The sequence below is a fragment of the Phaeobacter sp. BS52 genome (genome assembly GCF_045040595.1).
Lineage (GTDB): Bacteria > Pseudomonadota > Alphaproteobacteria > Rhodobacterales > Rhodobacteraceae > Phaeobacter > Phaeobacter piscinae.
Window position 1 is genome coordinate 1,834,537 of the sequence record NZ_CP090662.1, and the last position, 20,809, is coordinate 1,855,345.

Consider the following 20,809-nt stretch of genomic DNA (forward strand, 5'->3'; position numbering starts at 1 on the left):
CACCGCACCCTATACCGGCGTCATAGCCGGATCCTGATACACCATGCCTCCTCCTCCCTGATGGTATGGTGTTGCACAGAACGGCGGTGCCCTCCTCCTCCCTGGCACCGCCGTTTTTTTGTGCCTTATGGCCTGCACCGCAGTCCCTCCCACTGATCACCGGCCGCAAAAAAGGCGCCGACAGAATGTCGACGCCTGATCTGTTTTGACTGCTATGTCGGCCTTCGTCACTGCGACGACCAATAGATGTGATCCATCACGGCAAGGTCCCATCTAGGTGTGGATTAAAAGGGCACGTCCTCCGCTGCGGAGACAAAGCGGGCCACGACTTTCTTGGTGCCAGCCTTCTCAAAATCCACCTCCAGTTTGTCGCCTTCGATCCCGGTGATCGCCCCATAGCCAAATTTCTGGTGAAACACCCGCTCCCCAACCATGAAGGCGGATGTCGCGGTGAGGTCGATGACGCTGGATTTGCTTTCCTTGGGTTGTGACAGACCACGCTCACCGGCGCGGGATTGCATGCGCTTCCAACCGGGCGAGTTGTACCCGTCGGCAGCTGCCATGCGATCCTCAATCGTGGAGCGCACCGCCCCACCACCACCGCCGGGGGCCGCAGCCCCGTAGCCACCACCATAAAGACCGGGCGGGGTCAGCACCTCCACATGTTCTTCCGGCAGCTCATCAATGAAGCGGGAGGGCAGTTGTGACTGCCATTGCCCAAAGACACGGCGATTGCTAGGCAAAGGAGATGGTGCAGATTTCCTCGGCCCGTGTGATGCCGACATAGGCCAGACGGCGCTCTTCCTCGAGGCCCTTCAGGCCGCTTTCATCCATGGAGCGCTGCGAGGGGAACAGGCCATCCTCCCAGCCGGGCAGGAACACAGCCGGAAATTCCAACCCTTTGGCGGCGTGTAGCGTCATGATCGACACCTTTTGGGCGGCGTCCTGTTTGTCATTATCCATGATCAGACTGACATGTTCGAGGAAGCCTTGCAGGTTTTCAAACGCCTCCAGCGCCTTCACCAGTTCCTTGAGGTTTTCCAGACGCCCCGGCGAATCCGGGTTTTTGTCGGTCTGCCACATGGTAGTGTAGCCGCTTTCATCCAGAATGGTTTCGGCCAGCTCCATATGGGTCATGTCGGCGTCGCCCGCCAGACGTCCCCAGCGGGCAAGATCGGTGACCAGCTGGCGCAGGGCATTGCCCCCCTTCCCCTTGATCTGGCCGGATTCAACCGCAAGCCGCGCGCCCTCCACCAGGGAGACTCCATTGCTGCGCGCCATGGTCTGAATGGTCTGCTGCGCCTTGTCGCCAAGGCCGCGCTTCGGCGTGTTGACGATCCGCTCAAAAGCCAGGTCATCGTCAGCACTGACCACCAGCCGGAAATAGGCCATGGCATCGCGAATTTCGAGCCGCTCATAAAAACGTGGCCCGCCAATGACCCGGTACGGCAGGCCGATGGTCAGAAACCGGTCCTCAAAGGCGCGCATCTGATGCGAGGCCCGCACGAGGATCGCCATATTGTTAAGATCGACCGGCGCCAGACCACGGGTGCCGCGCTGCATCGCCTCAATCTCCTCGCCGATCCAGCGGGCTTCCTCTTCGCCGTCCCAATGACCGATCAGCCGGACCTTCTCGCCGCCGCGCGCCTCAGTCCACAGCTCCTTGCCCAGACGGCCGGAATTGCCACGGATCACACCGGAGGCCGCGCTGAGAATATGTTCGGTCGAGCGGTAGTTTTGTTCCAGCCGCACCACATTGGCGCCGGGAAAATCCTTTTCAAACCGCAGGATATTGCCGACCTCTGCGCCGCGCCAACCATAGATAGATTGGTCATCGTCACCGACGCAGCAGATGTTCTTATGCGCGCCCGCCAGCAGCCGCAGCCAGAGATACTGCGCCACATTGGTATCCTGATACTCGTCCACCATGATAAAGCGGAACCAGCGTTGGTACTGCTCCAGCACATCCGGATTATCCTGAAAGATGGTGACCATATGCAGCAGTAGGTCGCCAAAATCGACCGCGTTCAGATCCTTTAGCCGCGCCTGATACTGAGCATAGAAATCCACGCCGCGATGGTTGTAGGCACTGGCATCGGAGACCGGCACCTTCGACGGCGTCAGCGCCCGGTTTTTCCAATCGTCAATGACGCCTGCCAGCATCCGTGCGGGCCAGCGTTTGTCATCAATGCCCTCCGCCTTGATCAGCTGTTTCAGCAGGCGGATCTGATCATCGGTATCCAGAATGGTGAAATTGGATTTGAGCCCGACCAATTCGGCATGGCGGCGCAGCAGTTTCACGCAGATCGAGTGGAAGGTGCCAAGCCAGGGCATCCCCTCAACCGCCTGCCCCAACATGCCTGCAACCCGCTCCTTCATCTCGCGCGCGGCCTTGTTGGTAAAGGTCACGGCAAGGATCTCGTTTGGTTTGGCGGTGCCCGTGGTTAGAAGATGCACGATGCGCGCAGTCAGCGCCTTCGTCTTGCCGGTGCTGCAGCCCCGGCCAGCATCAGCACAGGTCCCTCCAGGCATTCAACGGCGGCCCGCTGTGCCGGGTTCAGCCCGTCGAGATACGGCATCGGCCGCGCTGCCATGGCGCGCGCGGACAGCGAGATCCCCTCATAGGGGTCGATATCGTCAAAACTGCTCATGAGCGGGACATTAGCGCGATTCAATCCCGGCGGAAAGAGGGCGTTCACAGTCTGTTCCACCCTAATATCATGGCAACTCATGTCCGCTTTGCGGCGTTATCCATGGGCACCCTGCCCCCCTCAAGACGGCCAGGAACTGGGGCGTTAACGTTTTCTAAAACACCGTCAGCCATGTTGATTCACCTATGGGTTGTTGTTGATTGACCAAGTACCAGTGGGGCAGACCAGCACATTATGAACACTGCATTGACCTCAAGCATTGCGGAGAAAATCCGCAGCCTGTCCCTGCTGCTCATGCTGATTGCAGCCGCTGTGGTATCGATCTGGGCAGTACTGGCGGTGCCCGGCCCGGTTGTCGATAAAATGCTGGAGGCGGACATCCGGAAGCAGGCCGAACTGTGGCAGCGCCGCGTGACCCTACATATGGCCAACGCCGAAAAAGCCTTTGAAGAGGGGATCATCCAGCCTCAGGATGCCGCGTTGCTGACCTTGTTCACCGAGGAGACGGATGTCTATCGCTATCGCCTCCTGACCAGCGCGGGAGAGATTTTCTGGTCCTCGCGCAGTGATGAAATCGGGGAATTTGAGGCCAACGTCTTCTTTTCGACTCAGGTGTCCCGCGGTGAAGTCTACTACAACAGTAGAACGGTTTCCGCGTTTGAGATCGACGATTCCCCGCTCAGCGACAGCTACGACGAGGGGATCACCCGAGAGGTTGCCCGCATCTACGTACCGCTTATGCACAATGGTCATTTCGACGGCGCGATTGATTTCCATACGGATATCACCGACCTGCGAGACACCTTCATACAGCTGGCCCGGCTTTCGGTTGCCCTGCTGACCGGCGTTGCGCTGCTGGCAATGACAATTGCCGTCTATGTTATTTTCAAATCGAACCGTTTCCGCATGAACCAGCTGCGTCAGCGCAGCGAAACCGAACGTGAAATTCTGGACGAACAGCTGCGGTTGGCCCGCGAGGTCCAGCTGCTGGGGGAGCTGAACGAATGGCTGCAATCCAGCCGCTCGCTAGATGAGCTGTTTGACATGGTTGCGCGTTTTATGACCCATATCCTGCCAACAGCCGAAGGCAGCGTTTATGTCTACTCCAACTCACGCGATGTACTGGACGGCTGCGCCAGCTGGAATGGCGGCACCCACAAAGATCACATTCACCCGGAAGAATGCTGGGGGTTGCGCCGTGGCCGCACCTATGAATTTGGCGCCTCGGAGATTGATTTTGTCTGCGAACATGCCGAACCCCATGACGGTCGCGCCTATTACTGCTTCCCGATCCTTGCGCATGGCGAAACTGTTGGCCTGATGCATCTGCGCGCCCTGAGTGACGTCACTGAAGAATTCACACAGAGCAAGAAATTGGCCCAGATGTGCGCGGAACAGATTTCCATGGCCATCGCCAATGTGCGGATGCGCGATCAGCTGCATGATCAATCCGTGCGTGACCCGCTGACGGGCCTGTTCAATCGTCGCCATATGACCGAAACCCTGCGCAAGAGCATCAATGCCAGCCAGAAATCGGGCATCCCACTCAGCCTGATCGCGGTGGATGTGGATCACTTCAAGAAATTCAATGACAACCATGGTCACGATGCCGGGGATATGGTTCTGCGCGCCGTTGGCTCGGTGCTGGAGCAGGCCTGCGACGGCGAAGAGGTGGCCTGCCGTCCGGGCGGCGAGGAATTCACCCTGATCCTGCCCGGCGCCAGCCAGGAAGACGTCATGACCAAGGCCGAGCTGCTGCGCCAGGCGGTGGAGGCCATTGTTGTGCGCTACGGGGAAAAGGCGCTGCCAGGAATTTCGATCTCCCTTGGGGTGGCCCATTACCCGCGTCACGGCACCATGCCACAAGATCTGCTGCGGGCCTCGGATGAGGCACTCTATGAGGCGAAGGCAAAGGGGCGCAATCAGGTCTGTGTCGCCTCCTCAGCCGAACAGGCCCCGCGCGACCCCGGCGCGCAAAAAGGCCTGTCCACATCTCCAAAACCCGACGGTCCGATCGCCGCCGAATGAGGCGATTGCGCGTGACCAAGGAGTCGGGCCATCGCGCCCCTTGACCCGGCCAGCAGCGATCTACCGCGCAAGCTCAGCCGCCGCGGTCTCGCGACCTAACCCCTGCCTCGCTGCCCAACCTCTACCGTTCAGTGCGCGCGGCGGTCGTGTGCCTCCCTTGCGCCTGAGACATATTTTCCACCATTGAGTGACACGGCAGCAGCAAGCAAAGATCCGCGAGGGCCGCCGAGGCAAAGGAGACGCCTGCAACACTCAGATGGCTTTCTTGCGCAGCTGACTTGGCCCCTGCAAGCACACAGGTCAGTATGCCCAATGCTCTGGCCCGGCACCTGCCGCACGCGACCAGTATCATGTCACGAAGAGCGCAATGCGGGCGGCGGCGGGCCTGGATGAGCGCATGGCCGCATGGCCTCGCGCAGCCGCATGAGAGGGAACCAGATGGAACAGGCCCAGCACGAATAGTTACAAAATTATTTCAAACCCGCACTCGGCACTAGACTTTTGCTGCAAGGCAGCGACAAATGCGCGGCATGGATCTGCACCAGCGTTATCCCGCTCTCAGTGACCTTCGCCAGCGCGCCCGGCGGCGCCTGCCGCGGTTCGTTTGGGAGTATCTGGACAGCGGCACCGGGACCGAGGCAACCAAGGCCCGCAACCGTGCTGCGTTGGATCAGCTGGGGTTTTCGCCGTCTATCCTGCATGGGCCTCAGCAGACCAATCTGACCCGTCGCTTTCTGGGCGTTGACCGCCCGCTGCCGTTTGGTGTGGCGCCGGTTGGCATGTCCGGGCTGATCTGGTCGGATGCGGAACGGTTGCTGGCGCGCTGCGCTGCGGCACAGGGCCTGCCCTATTGCCTGTCCACCGTCGCCAGCCAGTCACCCGAGGATCTGGTGGATGATCTGGGGGCCGCGCCGTGGTTCCAGCTCTACCCGCCGAAGGACCCAGACATCCGCCGCGATCTGCTGGCGCGCGCCAAGGCCGCCGGATTTGCCGGGCTGGTGCTGACCGTGGATGTGCCCGTCGCCTCCCGGCGGGAACGGCAGACCCGCTCCGGGCTGACGCAGCCGCCGCGGCTCACCCCCCGGCTGCTGGCACAGGTGGCCATGCGACCGACCTGGGCCATGGGCATGGCGCAGCGTGGCCTGCCGCATATGCGGACATTGGACAAATACACCGCTGGCCAGACCGACAGCCTGTCGTCGACCGCCCATGTCGGCTACCTGCTGCGCACCTCGCCCGACTGGGACTATGTGAAATGGTTGCGGGACCATTGGGATGGCCCGTTGATCATCAAGGGCGTTATGCGCGCCGAAGATGCCGCGCCACTGGAGGCCCTTGGCGTTGATGCGCTCTGGGTATCCAATCACGCCGGGCGGCAGTTTGATGCGGCCCTGTCAACGATTGAGACCTTGCCCGGCATTCGCGCCGCCACCCGCCTGCCGCTGATTTTCGACAGCGGAATCGAGGGCGGGCTGGATATCCTGCGGGCGCTGGCATTGGGAGCTGACTTCGTGATGCTAGGCCGCGCCTTCCATTTTGCGCTCGCCGCGCTTGGACCACGGGGACCGGCGCATCTGATCGACATACTGCGTAAGGACCTGGAGGCAAACATGGGCCAACTCGGGATCCCCGATTTGACCAACTTGCCGCAACCGCTGACACTTCCGCCCCTTAACCCGCCATTCGCGACAAATAGGACCGATACGGACATAAATACACCGCCGTAATCGCAATTTTTGCCGGTTTCTGGCCTCAGGTCAGCGCTATCACGCTGGCCATACCCAGAACTACGTCTATACCGGACCCTAATTTGCGCTTATCACTTCGCCAAACTGCACGACCCCGAGGAAGCCATGACCGACTTCAAGAAAATCCTGATCGCCAACCGCGGCGAGATCGCCATCCGCGTCATGCGGGCAGCCAATGAGATGGGCAAGAAGACCGTGGCCGTCTATGCCGAGGAGGACAAGCTGGGCCTGCACCGGTTCAAGGCGGATGAAGCCTATCGGATCGGCGAAGGGATGGGGCCAGTCGCCGCCTATCTGTCGATTGATGAAATCATTCGTGTCGCGAAGGAATGCGGCGCCGATGCGATTCACCCCGGATACGGCCTATTGTCCGAGAACCCGGACTTCGTGGATGCCTGCGCGCGCAATGGCATCACCTTCATCGGGCCGAAAGCGGAAACCATGCGCGCCCTTGGCGACAAGGCAAGCGCCCGCCGCGTCGCGATTGAGGCCGATGTGCCCGTGATCCCGGCAACCGAGGTGCTGGGCAATGATATGGACGCGATCCGCAAGGAAGCCGCAGACGTGGGTTACCCGCTGATGCTGAAAGCCTCCTGGGGTGGCGGCGGTCGCGGCATGCGCCCGATCCACAGCGAAGATGAGCTGGAAGAAAAAGTACTGGAAGGCCGCCGCGAAGCGGAAGCCGCCTTTGGCAATGGCGAGGGGTATCTGGAGAAGATGATCACCCGCGCCCGGCACGTTGAGGTTCAGATCCTTGGCGACAAGCACGGCGAGATCTACCATCTCTATGAGCGGGACTGCTCCGTCCAACGCCGCAATCAGAAGGTGGTCGAACGCGCGCCTGCCCCCTATCTGACAGAGGAGCAGCGCGCCGAGATCTGCGATCTGGGCCGCAAGATCTGCCAGCATGTGAACTATGAATGCGCAGGCACCGTCGAATTCCTGATGGATATGAACGACGGCAAATTCTACTTCATCGAAGTAAACCCGCGCGTTCAGGTGGAACATACCGTCACCGAGGAAGTCACCGGTATCGACATCGTGCAGGCGCAAATCCTGATCGCCGAGGGCAAGACCATTGCCGAGGCCACCGGCAAGGCGTCACAGGATGAAATCCGCCTCAACGGCCATGCCTTGCAGACGCGGGTGACCACTGAAGATCCGCTGAACAACTTCATTCCCGACTATGGCCGCATCACCGCCTATCGCTCGGCCACCGGCATGGGGATCCGTTTGGATGGTGGCACGGCTTATGCGGGCGGGGTGATCACGCGATACTACGATTCGCTGCTGACAAAGGTGACAGCCAAGGCCCCCACCCCGGAGAAGGCGATTGCGCGGATGGACCGCGCCCTGCGCGAATTCCGGGTGCGCGGTGTCAGCACCAATATCGCCTTTGTCGAGAACCTGCTGAAACACCCGACCTTCCTATCGAATGAATATACCACCAAATTCATCGACGAGACGCCGGAGCTGTTCCAGTTCGCCAAGCGCCGCGACCGGGGCACCAAAGTGCTGACCTATATCGCCGATATCTCGGTCAACGGGCATCCCGAAACCGAAGGCCGCGCCGCGCCCCATGCCGATCTGAAAGAGCCGCGCGCCCCCAAGGCGGATGCCGCAACGCAGCCCTATGGCACCCGCAACCTGCTGGAGCAGAAGGGCGCTCAGGCGGTGGCCGACTGGATGAAAGCACAGCGCCAGCTGCTGCTGACAGACACCACCATGCGCGACGGCCACCAGTCACTGCTGGCCACCCGGATGCGCAGCCATGACATGATCAAGGTGGCCCCGGCCTATGCGCAGAACCTCAGCCAGCTGTTCTCGGTTGAGTGCTGGGGCGGCGCGACATTCGACGTGGCTTACCGCTTCCTGCAGGAATGTCCCTGGCAGCGCCTGCGCGATCTGCGCGAGCGGATGCCGAACCTGATGACCCAGATGCTGCTGCGCGCCTCCAACGGGGTTGGCTACACCAACTACCCCGACAATGTGGTGCAGGAATTCGTGCGTCAGGCCGCGACCACCGGCGTGGATGTGTTCCGCGTATTTGACAGCCTCAACTGGGTTGAAAACATGCGTGTTGCCATGGATGCGGTCGTCGAGAGCGGCAAGATCTGCGAAGGCACCATCTGCTACACCGGTGATATCCTCGATCCGAACCGGGCCAAATACGACCTCAAATATTATGTCGGCATGGCCAAGGAGCTGGAAGCCGCAGGCGCGCATATTCTGGGCCTCAAAGACATGGCTAGGCCTGTTGAAGCCAGCGGCCGCCCGCCAGCTGGTCAAGGCGCTGAAGGAAGAGGTTGGCCTGCCGGTGCATTTCCACACCCATGACACCTCCGGTGTGGCGGGTGCCACCATTCTGGCGGCGGCTGATGCGGGCGTGGATGCGGTGGATGCGGCGATGGATGCCTTCAGTGGTGGCACCTCGCAGCCCTGCCTCGGCTCCATCGTCGAAGCGCTGCGCAACACCGACCGCGATACCGGTATCGACATTGCCGCCGTGCGCGAAATCTCCGGTTACTGGGAGCAGGTGCGGGCGCATTATGTGGCCTTCGAGAGCGGTCTCGCCGCGCCTGCATCCGAGGTTTACCTGCACGAGATGCCCGGTGGTCAGTTCACCAACCTCAAGGCACAGGCCCGGTCGCTGGGTCTGGAAGAGAAATGGTCGGATGTGGCGCAGACCTATGCCGATGTGAACCAGATGTTTGGCGACATTGTGAAGGTGACGCCATCGTCCAAGGTGGTTGGCGATATGGCGCTGATGATGGTGTCCCAAGGGCTGACCCGCGATGATGTTGAGGATCCGAAGACCGATGTGGCCTTCCCCGACTCGGTGGTGGACATGATGCGCGGCAATCTGGGCCAGCCTCCGGGCGGCTTCCCTGAAGCGATCGTCTCCAAGGTGCTGAAAGGCGATGCCCCCAATCTGGAACGCCCCGGCGCCCATCTCGCCCCGGTGGATCTGGAAGCGACCCGCGCCGAACTGTCCAAAGAACTGGAAGGCAAAGAGGTCGATGATGAGGATCTGAACGGCTACCTGATGTATCCCAAGGTCTTCCTTGATTACATGGGCCGCCACCGGACCTATGGCCCGGTCCGCAGCCTGCCCACCCGCACCTTCTTCTACGGGATGGAACCGGGCGAGGAGATCACGGCCGAAATCGATCCCGGCAAGACGCTGGAAATCCGCCTGCAGGCGATTGGCGACACTGACGACAAGGGGGAGGTCAAAGTCTTCTTTGAACTGAACGGTCAGCCCCGCGTCATTCGCGTCCCGAACCGTCTGGTCAAGGCCACCACCCAGGCCAACCCGAAGGCCGAGCAGGGCAACCCCAATCACATCGGTGCGCCGATGCCGGGTGTTGTGGCCTCCGTTGCGGTGCAGGTTGGTCAGCCGGTGCATGAGGGCGATATGCTCTTGACCATCGAGGCGATGAAGATGGAGACCGGCATCCACGCCGAACGTGATGCGGTGGTGAAGGCCGTGCATGTCCAACCCGGTGGTCAGATCGACGCCAAGGATCTGCTGATCGAGCTGGAGTGATCGCCGCCAGCGCCTGTCACGGATGGCGGGCGCTGCGAATACATATGAAGGCGTCCCCTCAGATCGGGGGCGCCTTTCTCTCGTCAGATGGTGCGTGCTGCCAGATGCGTGATGGTCAGATCAGCGCCTGTGTCTCAATCGCGGGCGGCAGCATCACCGGGGTCTCGGCGGAATGAAGACCCGCGGCCTGTCCACCGGCGGTGAGTTTGACGCCGATTGCCAGACAAATGGCAACGGTCAGACCCAGAATACGCAGGGTATCCAGCCGGTCGTCCAAGGATGTGCCCAGCCGGTCACGCAGCGGTGTGCTTAGCAGTGTTATCAAGCGGCTCCCTTTTCGGTTTCGCAGATCTGTCTGCGGGTTGGCCCGGCTCATTGGTACGTTGTGCTTGGGGTCGTTTCGGCCGGGCTCATGGTGTCATTATAGAGGTAAAACGCAGCAACCAGCGGGTTCCGTCGCTCAAATCGCTGTGACGGTCATTTTTTTGCCGACCACTTTGCGTTTTTCGCTTGCAGCCCTGCCAGCGAATGACTAAATCCCCCTCACCGAATGGCAGCGCGGGCGTAGCTCAGGGGTAGAGCATAACCTTGCCAAGGTTAGGGTCGGGCGTTCGAATCGCCTCGCCCGCTCCATTTGGACAGCAAAAAGGCCACCGCTGCAGACGCAACGGTGGCCTTTTGTGTTTCTGAAATCCAGCGTAGCCTCTGGCTTGCGCGGAATCACTTCAGCGCCTAAGAACAGAGCGGGAACAGCTGCATCCGCAGCACGAGAACAGGTAATACGGCAGCATGCTCACATCGGTAGAACTCTGCGCAGGGGCAGGCGGTCAGGCGCTGGGGCTTGAGAAGGCCGGATTTGACCACACCGCGCTGGTCGAAATCGACAAACACTGCTGCGCCACCCTGCGCCACAATCGCCCTCAGTGGAACGTACTGGAGGAGGACGTGCGCGCCTTCAAGGCGGATGCCGACGCCTATCGCGGTATTGATCTCCTGGCTAGGCGGCCTGCCCTGCCCGCCATTTTCCGTTGCGGGCAAACAGCTTGGTGAGAAAGACGAGCGCAATCTCTTTGATGACGCCATCGAAATCGTCGCCGCCACCCGCCCGCGCGCGGTGATGATCGAAAACGTACGTGGCTTCCTCGATGCGGTGTTCCATGATTACCGCGAGAAGCTGAAGAAACAGCTCGCCAAGCTTGGCTATGAGACTGACTGGCGGCTGCTCAATGCCTCTGACTACGGCGTGCCGCAGCTGCGCCCCCGGGTGGCGATTGTTGCCCTGCGCAAGGAATTTTCTGGCCAGTTCAACTGGCCCGACCCCCTGCCGCATAATCCGCGCACTGTGGGTGAGACGCTGCTCGACCTGATGAAGGAACGCGGCTGGCGCGGGGCGGACGACTGGGCCGCCAAGGCCGATGAAATCGCCCCGACCATTGTTGGCGGCTCCAAGAAACACGGCGGACCGGATCTGGGTCCGACACGGGCACGGCGTGCCTGGGCGGCCTTGGGCGTTGAGGGGCGCACGATCGCCTATGAGGCACCGGATCCGTTCCACAACGATATGCCGCGCCTCACCGTGCGGATGGTGGCGCGCATCCAGGGTTTCCCCGACAGCTGGCATTTCACCGGCGCCAAGACCAACGCCTATCGCCAGGTCGGCAATGCCTTCCCGCCCCCGGTGGCGGAGGCTGTGGCGCGCCAGATCCGCCTGGCTATTGCACGCCCCAGCCTGAAGGTTGTCACCACGCCTGCCGCCGGACGCTGAGGCGCGTTGAGATGTTGGGCCTGATTTCCGCCTGCTCCGATAGGCCACGCCCTGCCCCGTCACCTTTCCAGAAATACTCATCCCGCCGCTGCGGATCAGCACAGGGCGTGCGATGAAACAGAAACTGCCGCCCAGCCAGGTCAGCCCCGGTCACGCCGATCACGCCCTGCTGTCTGCATTGGCGCAGGACATCACCACCCGTGCGGGCGGGTTGATGGAGCTGACCCGCAGCGTTCCCGCAATGCTGCGCGATTGCATTGACGATGTGATCCTGACCGCCAAAACCGGTCGGCGCGCCTATGAGGATCTGGAAAAAACCGAAAAGACCTATATCGGCACGCGGGTGGAGATTGAGCTGCGCGCACTGCTGCGGCTGCCGAAGGGGCGGCTGGATACCGAAATCCTCGGCCATGACGTGGATATCAAACACACGATGGGCAGCAACTGGATGATTCCAACCGAGGCGGTGGATCAGCCCTGCATTCTGGTGGCGGCAGATGAGCCGCGGGCGCGTTGTTATCTGGGGCTCATTGTGGCACGGCGCGATTACCTGACCGCCGGGCAGAACAAGGACGCCAAACGGTCGATCTCTGCGCAGGGGTTTGAGCATATCCTCTGGCTGCTGTGCGACCAGCCCTACCCGGCCAATTTCTGGCGCCTGCTGCCGGAGGCCGTAGTGGAGGAGATTTTCGCCGGGGACAGCGGCAATGCCCGGATGGCGACCCTGTTCCGGGCGGTACAGCGCCAGCCGATTCCGCGGGATGTGGTGGAGGCCGTGGCAGCGCAGAAGGATTTCATGCGGCGGATCCGTTCGGACGGCGGCCATGGCACCCGCGACCTTCTGGCCCGCGATGGCATCGTGATCCTTGAGGGGCGCAAAGATGCACAACTGATCCGCGCACTCGACCTGCCCAATTGCAGCGCATCCGAATTCATCTCCGCGCAGCTGACCACCCTGGCAGAGGCCCGGCTGGCGGCGAGCGCCAGCCACGCGGGCTGCGAAGATTTTTTCGACAAGGCGTAAAAAGCCGCTGTTTTCCTATTGCAGCCCTGCGCGCAATTGCCTATTCACCGCCTCACCAGATGGCAGCGCGGGCGTAGCTCAGGGGTAGAGCATAACCTTGCCAAGGTTAGGGTCGGGCGTTCGAATCGCCTCGCCCGCTCCATCAGGACAGAAAGGCCGCTCAATTGAGCGGCTTTTTCTTTGTCCAATGAAAACAATTCACTAGAGGATATTTGCCGGATCAGCGCGGGCGGTAAAGCGCAGGCCCGCGAGTGTGTGGGGCCAGCGTGGGTTTTGCTATTTTCTGCTATGGCAGGTCATTTTTCCTCTTGCGGGGGCTGCAGCAATTTCCTACATACCGCCTCACCAAATGGCAGCGCGGGCGTAGCTCAGGGGTAGAGCATAACCTTGCCAAGGTTAGGGTCGGGCGTTCGAATCGCCTCGCCCGCTCCATTTGGATTGCAAAGGCCGCTCTTTCGAGCGGCCTTTTGCGTTTCTGCCTTTTGCTGCGCGCCACATATGGCCTGTGCGGAATTGGCGCGAAGATTTGATCAAATTCCTTTGACCCGACTCTCAAAACCCGCCAATGCTGTGGCCAAAGGGGGCGCCAGCCCCATTCCCGATATGCCGCCGCGGCGGCGCGCCAGCTCAGGAGGACAACAGCCCATGGCCCCGGTCATTTATCCCACCACCAATTTCACCGCCACTGAACAGCTTTGCCTTGAGCGGGGCGAAGGCATTTATGTGTTCGACAGCGACGGGCGCAAATATATCGAAGGGCTGGCGGGTCTTTGGTGTACCTCGCTGGGCTACAGCAACACCGAGGTGATGGATGCGATCACCGAACAGCTGCACAAGCTGCCCTTTTCCCACACCTTTGGCGGCAAGACACATCAGCCGATCCAGGATCTGGCGGATAAACTGGCGGCAATGGTGCCGGTGGAGGATGCCTATATCTTCTTCGGCAACTCCGGCTCGGATGCCAATGACACCCATTACAAGATGCTGCGATATTACTTCAACGCCATCGGCAAGCCGGAAAAACGCAAGATCATCACCCGCGAGCGCGGCTATCACGGGGTCACGGTGGCGGCTAAGCTCACTGACGTCCCTGCCCGCAAATCTGGCGCATTTCGACGCGCCGCTGGAGGCGCTGAGCATCCTGCGCGCCGACTCGCCGCATTATTACACCGCCCGGCAGGGCAATGAGACCGAGGCGCAGTTTGTCGAGCGGATCCTGCAAAACCTTGAGGATCAGATCCTTGCTGAGGATCCCGATACAATTGCTGCGATGATCGTGGAGCCGATCACCGGTGCCTCTGGCGTGATCGTGCCGCCGGAGGGGTACTATGAGGGGCTGCAGGCGCTGCTGCGCAAATACGGCATTCTGATCTGGGCGGATGAGGTGATCTGTGGCTTTGGCCGCACCGGTGCGGATTTCGGCTGCACCACCATGGGCATCACGCCGGATCTGATGACCTTCGCCAAGCAGCTGTCGTCTGCCTATTTCCCGATCTCTGCTTCGGTCATTCCGGGCTGGATGTATGAGGCGATGGTGGATCAGACCAATGAGGTCGGCGTGTTTGGCCACGGCTACACCTACTCCGGTCACCCCGCCGCCTGTGCGGCAGCGCTGAAGACGCTGGAGATTTACGAGCGTGACAACCTGTTTGCGCATGCCGCCGAGGTGGGCAGCTATTTGCAGGCGCAGCTGCGGGAGATTTTCACCGATCATCCACTGGTGGGCGAGGTGCGCGGCAAGGGATTGATTGCGGCGCTGGAGTTGGTGTCGAACAAAACCACCGGCGCGAGTTTTGAAAAAGGGCGTGCCGGAGCAACCGCGCAACGGCTGTGCCAGGACAACGGGCTGATCTTGCGGGCGGTGGCCGGGAATGCCGTCGCGCTATGCCCGCCGCTGATCATCACCCGCGAGGAAGTTGACGAGATGCTGACCCGCCTGAAGACCGCGATCGACGCCAGCTACGCGGAGCTGAAGGCCGGTGGCCACCTGGCCCACTAACGCGAAAAAGCGCGGCAATTAAGACTGCAAAATCAACGGCAGCGGCGTCAGATCATGGCGCCGCTTTTTCTTGGTCAGGTGGCTTATCACGGTGGGGCGCAGGATGGCCTCCCAGATCAGCAATGTCACAAACCTGCGGTTTTTCCCCGTGAATGGACCATAAAATGCTGCAAGGCTTATCCTATTCCAAAGGTGTTCCAAACCAGCATTTCAGCACCAGTTGATTATGTGATCCTGCATGGCCCTGCGGTCAGATGGTTTCGGGGGGAACCAGACGGTCCGGGACTTGCGGTGTACAGAGCGCCAGTGGATCCGGGGACCACTGTATCCGGTAGGTCGGGGAAACCGGGGCAAGGGAGGTGGCGTGGCATGGACCCGCGCCGCTCCCCCGCTGCCCCGAACGCTGCGGCGGATCAGAACACCTTGAAGGTCATTGTGGTGAGCGAGCGTTCAATCCCGTCGATGACCAAGAGCTGGTCATTGATATATTTGCCAACATCCTGATCGCTGGGAATATATAGCTTCATCAACAGATCATAGTCCCCGCTGGTGGAATAAAGCTCGGAATGGATTTCACGCAGAGCAATCTCCTCGGCGACCTTGTAGGTGGTGCCGGGCTTGCAGCGGATCTGGATAAAGACGCAGGTGGACATGGTGCCCCTCAACTGTTTGGGAATGCGTGGTTTGACCGCCAAGCTGACACGCAGGCGCGGCGGAGGCAATCCCCGGCGCGGCCTCCCGTGGGGGCCGCGCGGTCGAATGGCGCAACAGTTTTGCGCCAATTGCTGCGGCAGGCTTGAGCGCGCCCCCGCCCTGCCCCTATAAGCGGCGCAGGATATCAAGGACATGCCGACCATGCGTAGCGCTCAGATCACCCGCAAGACCGCCGAAACCGAGATCACTGTCGAGATCAACCTCGACGGGACCGGTGCCTATGACAACCAGACCGGCGTCGGCTTTTTCGACCATATGCTGGACCAGCTGTCGCGCCATTCGCTGATCGATATGACCATCCGCGCCAAGGGAGATTATCACATTGATGATCACCACACCGTCGAGGATACCGGCATCGCGCTGGGGCAGGCACTGGTTGCGGCCCTTGGTGACAAGAAGGGCATCAACCGCTATGGCGAGTGCCACCTGCCGATGGATGACGCGCAGGTGCGCTGTGCGCTGGATCTGTCTGCGCGTCCGTTTCTGATCTGGAATGTGGATCTTCCGACCCAGAAGATCGGCACTTTCGACACCGAACTGGTGCGCGAGTTCTTTCAGGCGCTGAGCACGCACGGCGGCATCACACTGCATATTGACCAGCTGCACGGCTTCAACAGCCACCACATCGCCGAAGCGGCATTCAAGGCCGTGGCCCGCGCCCTGCGCACGGCTGTCGAAACCGATCCGCGCAAAGGCGATGCCATCCCGTCGACCAAAGGTGCGCTCTAATATGCTGACCGCGATCATCGACTACGAATCCGGCAATCTGCACTCGGCCGAAAAAGCCTTTCAACGCATGGCGCGGGAGGTGGATGGCGGCGAGGTTGTGGTGACCTCGGACGCCGATGTTGTGGCGCGGGCCGACCGGCTGGTGCTGCCCGGCGATGGCGCCTTCCCGGCCTGCGCGGAGGAGCTGCGCGGCCATCGCGGCATCTATGAGGCCATGGTGGAGGCGGTCGAACAGAACGGTCGCCCCTTTCTGGGGATCTGTGTCGGTATGCAGTTGATGGCCACCACCGGCCACGAATACCGCGACACTCCAGGCCTTGGCTGGGTTCAGGGGGATGTGGTCAAGATCACGCCCAGCGACAGCAGCCTGAAAGTGCCGCATATGGGCTGGAACAATCTGGTGATCGACCATGACCACGCGATGTTTGATGGCATCACGTCCGGCGATCACTGCTATTTCGTCCACTCCTACCATTTCCGGGTAAAAGACCCGGCGGAGCGGCTGGCACATGTGGATTACGGTGGCGATGTCACCGCCGTTATTGGTCGTGACACCATGGTGGGGATGCAGTTCCACCCGGAGAAAAGCCAGGACGTTGGCCTGCGGATGATCGGGAATTTCCTGACCTGGGCGCCGTAACCCAAGGGTTGGTATATCATGACATCCGAAAGCCACCTGCTGCGCAGGTGGCTTTTGTATTTGAGTATTTATGGAAAGATGACAGGCGCGGCGGCGATCAGGCAGCCGCCATGCGCAGCGACAGCGGCGCCACGCCATAGGCCTTGCGAAAGGCACGGCTGAAACCTTCGGGGCTGCTATACGCATAGCGCCGGGCCACGGCATCAACCCGATCCCCGCGCGACAGATCCTGATGTGCAAGGATCAACCGCCAGCGGCGCAGGTATCCGATCGGGGTTTCTCCCACCTCTGCGGCGAAAACTTCGGCAAAACGCGACAGCGACAATCCCGCGACCTCGGCCAGATCGGCATTGCTCCAGAGGCGGCCCGGATGATCATGCATGGCGACAATCGCCCGGCTCAGCCGTGGGTCCGCCAGCCCGGCCAGCAGCCCCGGCTGGGTCGCACCATTCTGAAGCTGGTTGCGCAGAAGATGCACCATCAGCACCTCACCCAAGCGGTTGATCACTGATTGCGCCCCGCAGCGACCGGCCTCAGCCTCCCCCCGCATTGCACGCACCAGAGCCTGTACCTCCGGAGCATCGGAGATGTCATATTCGACCTGCGCCGGAAGAGCCGCCAGAAACGGGTTGCGACGTCCAGACCATTCTACCCGCGCCGCCCACATCACCGCAGCAGAGGTGGGCATCTGTGACCGTTCGTTCGTACGATAGCAGATACACACCGGCTCACCTTTGGAATCCGCAAGGGCGATAAGGTTCGCCTCCCCCGGCCCTGCGGCGCATACGCTGAGCTGGAAGCGATCCATCAATGTGGTCAGACGATCCATGGAAATCGGATTATCCATCATATTTTTCGGATTTATGTGACCCTAATCTGCGCAAAGATGAAAAACAAGCCACCAACACTGCGATCTGACAAGGACCACCCCATGCTGATGCCACGCCAAAAAACACCCGATCTCACCCTGCCGACACTGGACCACGGGACATTTGATCTGTCCTCAGAAGATGCGACACGGGGCACGGTGATCTGCTTTTACCGCGGATTGCACTGCCCGATCTGCGCCAACTATCTGACCGAGCTGGAAAAGCGGGTTGCTGATTTCGCCAGCCGCGGTGTGGCCTGTATCGCCGTCAGCAGTGATGGCGAAGAACGGACCCGCGCGATGGCCGACAAGATCGGCGCTGAGGCGCTGCGCTTTGGTTATGACCTGTCGCTGAACGTCGCCCGCCAGTGGGGGCTGTATCTGTCAACCTCGCGCGGCAAGACCTCCATCGGGATTGAGGAACCGGCGCTGTTTTCCGAACCCGGCCTGTTCATGGTGACGCCTGAGCAGACGCTTTATTACGGGTCGGTGCAGACCATGCCCTTCGTGCGCCCGCATTTCTCGGAACTGGTCTCGGCGCTGGATTTTGCCATCGCCAATGACTACCCCGCGCGCGGCGAATACGACGGCGACGTCTGATCACGGGCATCAGATCAATGACGGGAAGGCATCTGGCCGCAGGGGGCTGTGGCCAGATGGCAACCGGACGCCACATGGCAATGTGAAATCCGCGCGAGAATGGATGGACAGTGGGGACGCACACGGGCATACACCGCAAACCCAGATATCCCCAGTCTTTTGCAGGTCGCGGCCCGGTGCAGATCCGTCTCGAAAAATTCGACTATATTGAAGGTCAACACCGCTATTGCGTGCTGAACCTGAGCCAGACCCTGTTCGGGGAGTGGTGTGTCGAACAGACCAACGGCCCGCTGGGAGAGGCCGGGGGTCAACAGCGGCGCAGCTACTACACATCCCAGGAAACCGCCCTGGCAGCTGCCGAGAAACATCGCGATCGCCAGATCAAACGCGGCTTCGTGCCGATCCCGGTGCAGCTGGGGCTGTTCTAGGGCCCTGCCCCCAGTGTCCGCGCACCGATCACAAAAAAAGGCGCCGACCTGATGTCGCCGCCCCCTGATGTCCCGATCATCTCGTGTGATCTTGAAAAGCGCGCTTACTTCACCCGGCTCCAGGTCTGTTTGGAGCAGATCAGACCGCCTGCCACGCAGCCCCGCAAGGCCAGCGATTTGCCGGACAGGTTCATCTTGCCGGTATAGATCTTGTTGTTGGAGGGGCGCCAGACCTTGCCCGCGTAAGACCCATCGCCATTCGCCACCATGTCAATCACCAGCGTTTTGCCGATATTGGGCGATTTATACTCCCCCTCAGCATTGAACGTCCGGCTGATCTTGCCGCAAACGGCTGCGCCACAGGGCGCCATGGTGACATGGGCATATGAGCCGTCATCAGGCTGCGTTTTCCAGGTGCCCAGCACCGGATCAGCTGAGGCCATGCCCGCCAGACCCAATGCACAGGCGATACCAAGTGCCAGTTTCTTCATGTGTCATCCTCCCTTTTGCAGCCAGTCTGGCCGCCAAGAGGCAATTCAGGCAAGCTTGACCTCGGGTCGCGTTGCAATCCGGCGTGGCCTTGTGCAAAAGAGGCCAGCTTAGTTTTATGAAGGACCGGCCAGATGATCCTCTACCCCGCAATCGACCTCAAAGATGGCCAGGCCGTTCGCCTGCTGCATGGTGATATGGAGAAGACCACCGTCTTCAACGATGACCCCGCAGCGCAGGCGCTGGAGTTTGTCGAGGCAGGCTGTGACTGGCTTCATCTGGTGGATCTGAACGGGGCCTTCGCGGGTGAGCCGGTCAATGCGGCCCCGGTCGAGGAAATCCTGAAGCGCTGCAAGGTTCCGGCCCAGCTGGGCGGCGGCATTCGGGATATGGCCACCATCGAACGCTGGATTGACAAAGGTCTGGCGCGGGTGATCCTCGGCACCGTTGCGGTGGAGAACCCCGATCTGGTCCGCGAAGCGGCGCGCGCCTTCCCCGGCAAGGTCGCCGTCGGCATTGATGCCCGCAATGGCCGCGTCGCCACCAAGGGCTGGGCCGAAGAGACCGATGTCATGGTGACCGATCTGGCAAAATCCTTTGAGGATGCCGGTGTGGCCGCGATTATCTACACCGATATTCTGCGCGATGGTGCCATGAAAGGTCCGAACGTTGAGGCCACAGCCGCGCTGGCCGATGCCGTGAGCATTCCGGTAATTGCCTCGGGCGGTGTGTCTTCGCTGGACGATCTGCGGGCGCTCAAATCCTGCGGCGCGCCTTTGAACGGCGCCATCTCCGGTCGCGCGCTTTATGATGGCGCGATCGACCTTGGCGAGGCGCTGAAGATCCTCAAGAGCTGATCGCCCCTCTTCTGGCAGGAAATATCTCTGGGATGAATGGGCCGGAGGCCCAGAGGGGGCAGCGCCCCCTCCGCCTGTGCTGAAACCGCCCGCGTTATTTGACCGCGGCACCCGTCAGCTTGCCAAGCGCGCCCTGCATCTTGGCCACGGCCTCCGCATCGGCCGGAACATCCAGCGCTGAGAGCATCTCGGCCGGATCTTCATAGGTCAGCCAGACCTGCCCCTCCGCGTCCTGATACGCGAGGATTTTCAGGGGCAGGAACAACCCCGCGCGCGGATCCGCCTGCATCACCGGGGTACCCAGTTTGGGATTGCCAAAGATCAGCAGCTGCGCGTCACCAAGCGACAGATCCACTTTCTGCGCCCCTGCGGCGTGATCCACACGGGCAAACACCGTGGCGCCCGCGCCCTCAACGGCGGCCTGCAGCGCATCCATGGTTTCGGCCACGGGTTTTTGGCTTGGTATTTTGATCAGGTCAGCAGCGGCAGGAAAGGCGGACATAACAGCAATGGCTCCGGCGAGGGCAAGGGATTTGATCATAACGGCAGCTCCGAATTGGGGAATGAATGCGCTAAGAACAAGCCAGTACAGCCCTGTGTACAATTCACATCTTTGGCATCGGCAAACCCGTGCCACAGGGCCGGGTCCGATCATTTGCACACAGCAAACCTAGTCATAAATGGTGCCGAGGCAGATGCCGCACCCCCTGCGGCACCGC

13 protein-coding genes, 3 tRNA genes and 4 pseudogenes are annotated in these 20,809 nt (G+C 61.0%); 14 read left to right on the forward strand and 6 right to left on the reverse strand.

From position 1 onward, the window contains the following. Positions 1 to 284: 284 nt before the first annotated feature. Positions 285 to 2,651: pseudogene (locus tag L0Z65_RS08890) on the reverse strand (ATP-dependent helicase). Positions 2,652 to 2,885: 234 nt separating this feature from the next. Here L0Z65_RS08890 and L0Z65_RS08895 point away from each other — a divergent pair. The 3 genes and pseudogenes from L0Z65_RS08895 (at position 2,886) to L0Z65_RS08905 (ending at position 9,977) form a co-directional block, all read left to right on the forward strand. Next, positions 2,886 to 4,679, forward strand: coding sequence for a sensor domain-containing diguanylate cyclase (locus L0Z65_RS08895; RefSeq protein WP_102897376.1), 1,794 nt, complete (start codon positions 2,886 to 2,888; stop codon positions 4,677 to 4,679). 521 nt (positions 4,680 to 5,200) lie between these two features. Then, a complete protein-coding gene (locus L0Z65_RS08900) occupies positions 5,201 to 6,406 on the forward strand; it encodes an alpha-hydroxy acid oxidase (protein WP_405106914.1) in 1,206 nt (401 codons plus the stop codon). A 126-nt stretch (positions 6,407 to 6,532) separates the two neighbouring features. Then, positions 6,533 to 9,977: pseudogene (locus L0Z65_RS08905) on the forward strand (pyruvate carboxylase). 115 nt (positions 9,978 to 10,092) lie between these two features. Here the strand turns inward: L0Z65_RS08905 and L0Z65_RS08910 are convergent. Then, complete coding sequence (locus L0Z65_RS08910; protein WP_254683509.1) at positions 10,093 to 10,302, reverse strand: hypothetical protein; 210 nt, start codon at positions 10,300 to 10,302, stop codon at positions 10,093 to 10,095. Between the two features lie 233 nt (positions 10,303 to 10,535). Here L0Z65_RS08910 and L0Z65_RS08915 point away from each other — a divergent pair. The 6 genes and pseudogenes from L0Z65_RS08915 (at position 10,536) to L0Z65_RS08940 (ending at position 14,765) form a co-directional block, all read left to right on the forward strand. Beyond that, positions 10,536 to 10,610, forward strand: a tRNA-Gly gene (locus L0Z65_RS08915). Between the two features lie 156 nt (positions 10,611 to 10,766). Continuing rightward, positions 10,767 to 11,742, forward strand: a pseudogene (locus L0Z65_RS08920) (DNA cytosine methyltransferase). A gap of 112 nt (positions 11,743 to 11,854) precedes the next feature. Beyond that, positions 11,855 to 12,766 carry a NaeI family type II restriction endonuclease gene (locus L0Z65_RS08925; protein WP_405106917.1) on the forward strand — a complete coding sequence of 304 codons (912 nt, stop codon included), beginning with the start codon at positions 11,855 to 11,857 and terminating at the stop codon, positions 12,764 to 12,766. Between the two features lie 67 nt (positions 12,767 to 12,833). After that, a tRNA-Gly gene (locus L0Z65_RS08930) sits at positions 12,834 to 12,908 on the forward strand. 215 nt (positions 12,909 to 13,123) lie between these two features. Beyond that, a tRNA-Gly gene (locus L0Z65_RS08935) sits at positions 13,124 to 13,198 on the forward strand. 213 nt (positions 13,199 to 13,411) lie between these two features. Further along, a pseudogene (locus L0Z65_RS08940) lies at positions 13,412 to 14,765 on the forward strand (aminotransferase). A gap of 413 nt (positions 14,766 to 15,178) precedes the next feature. On the opposite strand, the gene L0Z65_RS08945 reads toward L0Z65_RS08940, so the two are convergent. Next, positions 15,179 to 15,418, reverse strand: coding sequence for an Lrp/AsnC family transcriptional regulator (locus tag L0Z65_RS08945; RefSeq protein ID WP_040174309.1), 240 nt, complete (start codon positions 15,416 to 15,418; stop codon positions 15,179 to 15,181). Between the two features lie 202 nt (positions 15,419 to 15,620). Between L0Z65_RS08945 and hisB the strand changes: the two genes are divergently transcribed. Both hisB and hisH read left to right on the forward strand, forming a co-directional pair. After that, positions 15,621 to 16,208, forward strand: coding sequence for an imidazoleglycerol-phosphate dehydratase HisB (gene hisB / locus L0Z65_RS08950; protein WP_040182101.1), 588 nt, complete (start codon positions 15,621 to 15,623; stop codon positions 16,206 to 16,208). Position 16,209: 1 nt separating this feature from the next. Next, the gene (gene hisH / locus L0Z65_RS08955) at positions 16,210 to 16,848 is read left to right on the forward strand and encodes an imidazole glycerol phosphate synthase subunit HisH (protein WP_405106922.1); all 639 of its coding nucleotides are present in this window, start codon (positions 16,210 to 16,212) and stop codon (positions 16,846 to 16,848) included. Between the two features lie 97 nt (positions 16,849 to 16,945). Here hisH and L0Z65_RS08960 read toward each other — a convergent pair whose 3' ends face one another. Continuing rightward, complete coding sequence (locus L0Z65_RS08960) at positions 16,946 to 17,677, reverse strand: AraC family transcriptional regulator (RefSeq protein WP_405106925.1); 732 nt, start codon at positions 17,675 to 17,677, stop codon at positions 16,946 to 16,948. A 102-nt stretch (positions 17,678 to 17,779) separates the two neighbouring features. Here L0Z65_RS08960 and L0Z65_RS08965 point away from each other — a divergent pair, with 102 nt between their 5' ends. Next, the gene (locus L0Z65_RS08965) at positions 17,780 to 18,316 is read left to right on the forward strand and encodes a peroxiredoxin-like family protein (RefSeq protein ID WP_040174244.1); all 537 of its coding nucleotides are present in this window, start codon (positions 17,780 to 17,782) and stop codon (positions 18,314 to 18,316) included. 176 nt (positions 18,317 to 18,492) lie between these two features. Further along, positions 18,493 to 18,744 (forward strand): WGR domain-containing protein, encoded by a 252-nt coding sequence (locus L0Z65_RS08970; protein WP_014874051.1) that lies wholly within the window; start codon positions 18,493 to 18,495, stop codon positions 18,742 to 18,744. 104 nt (positions 18,745 to 18,848) lie between these two features. Here the strand turns inward: L0Z65_RS08970 and L0Z65_RS08975 are convergent, their stop codons facing one another. After that, a complete protein-coding gene (locus L0Z65_RS08975; RefSeq protein WP_014874050.1) occupies positions 18,849 to 19,235 on the reverse strand; it encodes a DUF2147 domain-containing protein in 387 nt (128 codons plus the stop codon). Between the two features lie 132 nt (positions 19,236 to 19,367). Between L0Z65_RS08975 and hisA the strand changes: the two genes are divergently transcribed. Then, a complete protein-coding gene (gene hisA, locus L0Z65_RS08980) occupies positions 19,368 to 20,090 on the forward strand; it encodes a 1-(5-phosphoribosyl)-5-[(5-phosphoribosylamino)methylideneamino]imidazole-4-carboxamide isomerase (RefSeq protein ID WP_096870899.1) in 723 nt (240 codons plus the stop codon). 94 nt (positions 20,091 to 20,184) lie between these two features. On the opposite strand, the gene L0Z65_RS08985 is transcribed toward hisA, so the two are convergent. Further along, positions 20,185 to 20,631: a DUF302 domain-containing protein gene (locus L0Z65_RS08985; RefSeq protein ID WP_405106931.1), complete on the reverse strand. Its 447-nt coding sequence runs from the start codon at positions 20,629 to 20,631 to the stop codon at positions 20,185 to 20,187. Between the last annotated feature and the right edge of the window lie 178 nt (positions 20,632 to 20,809).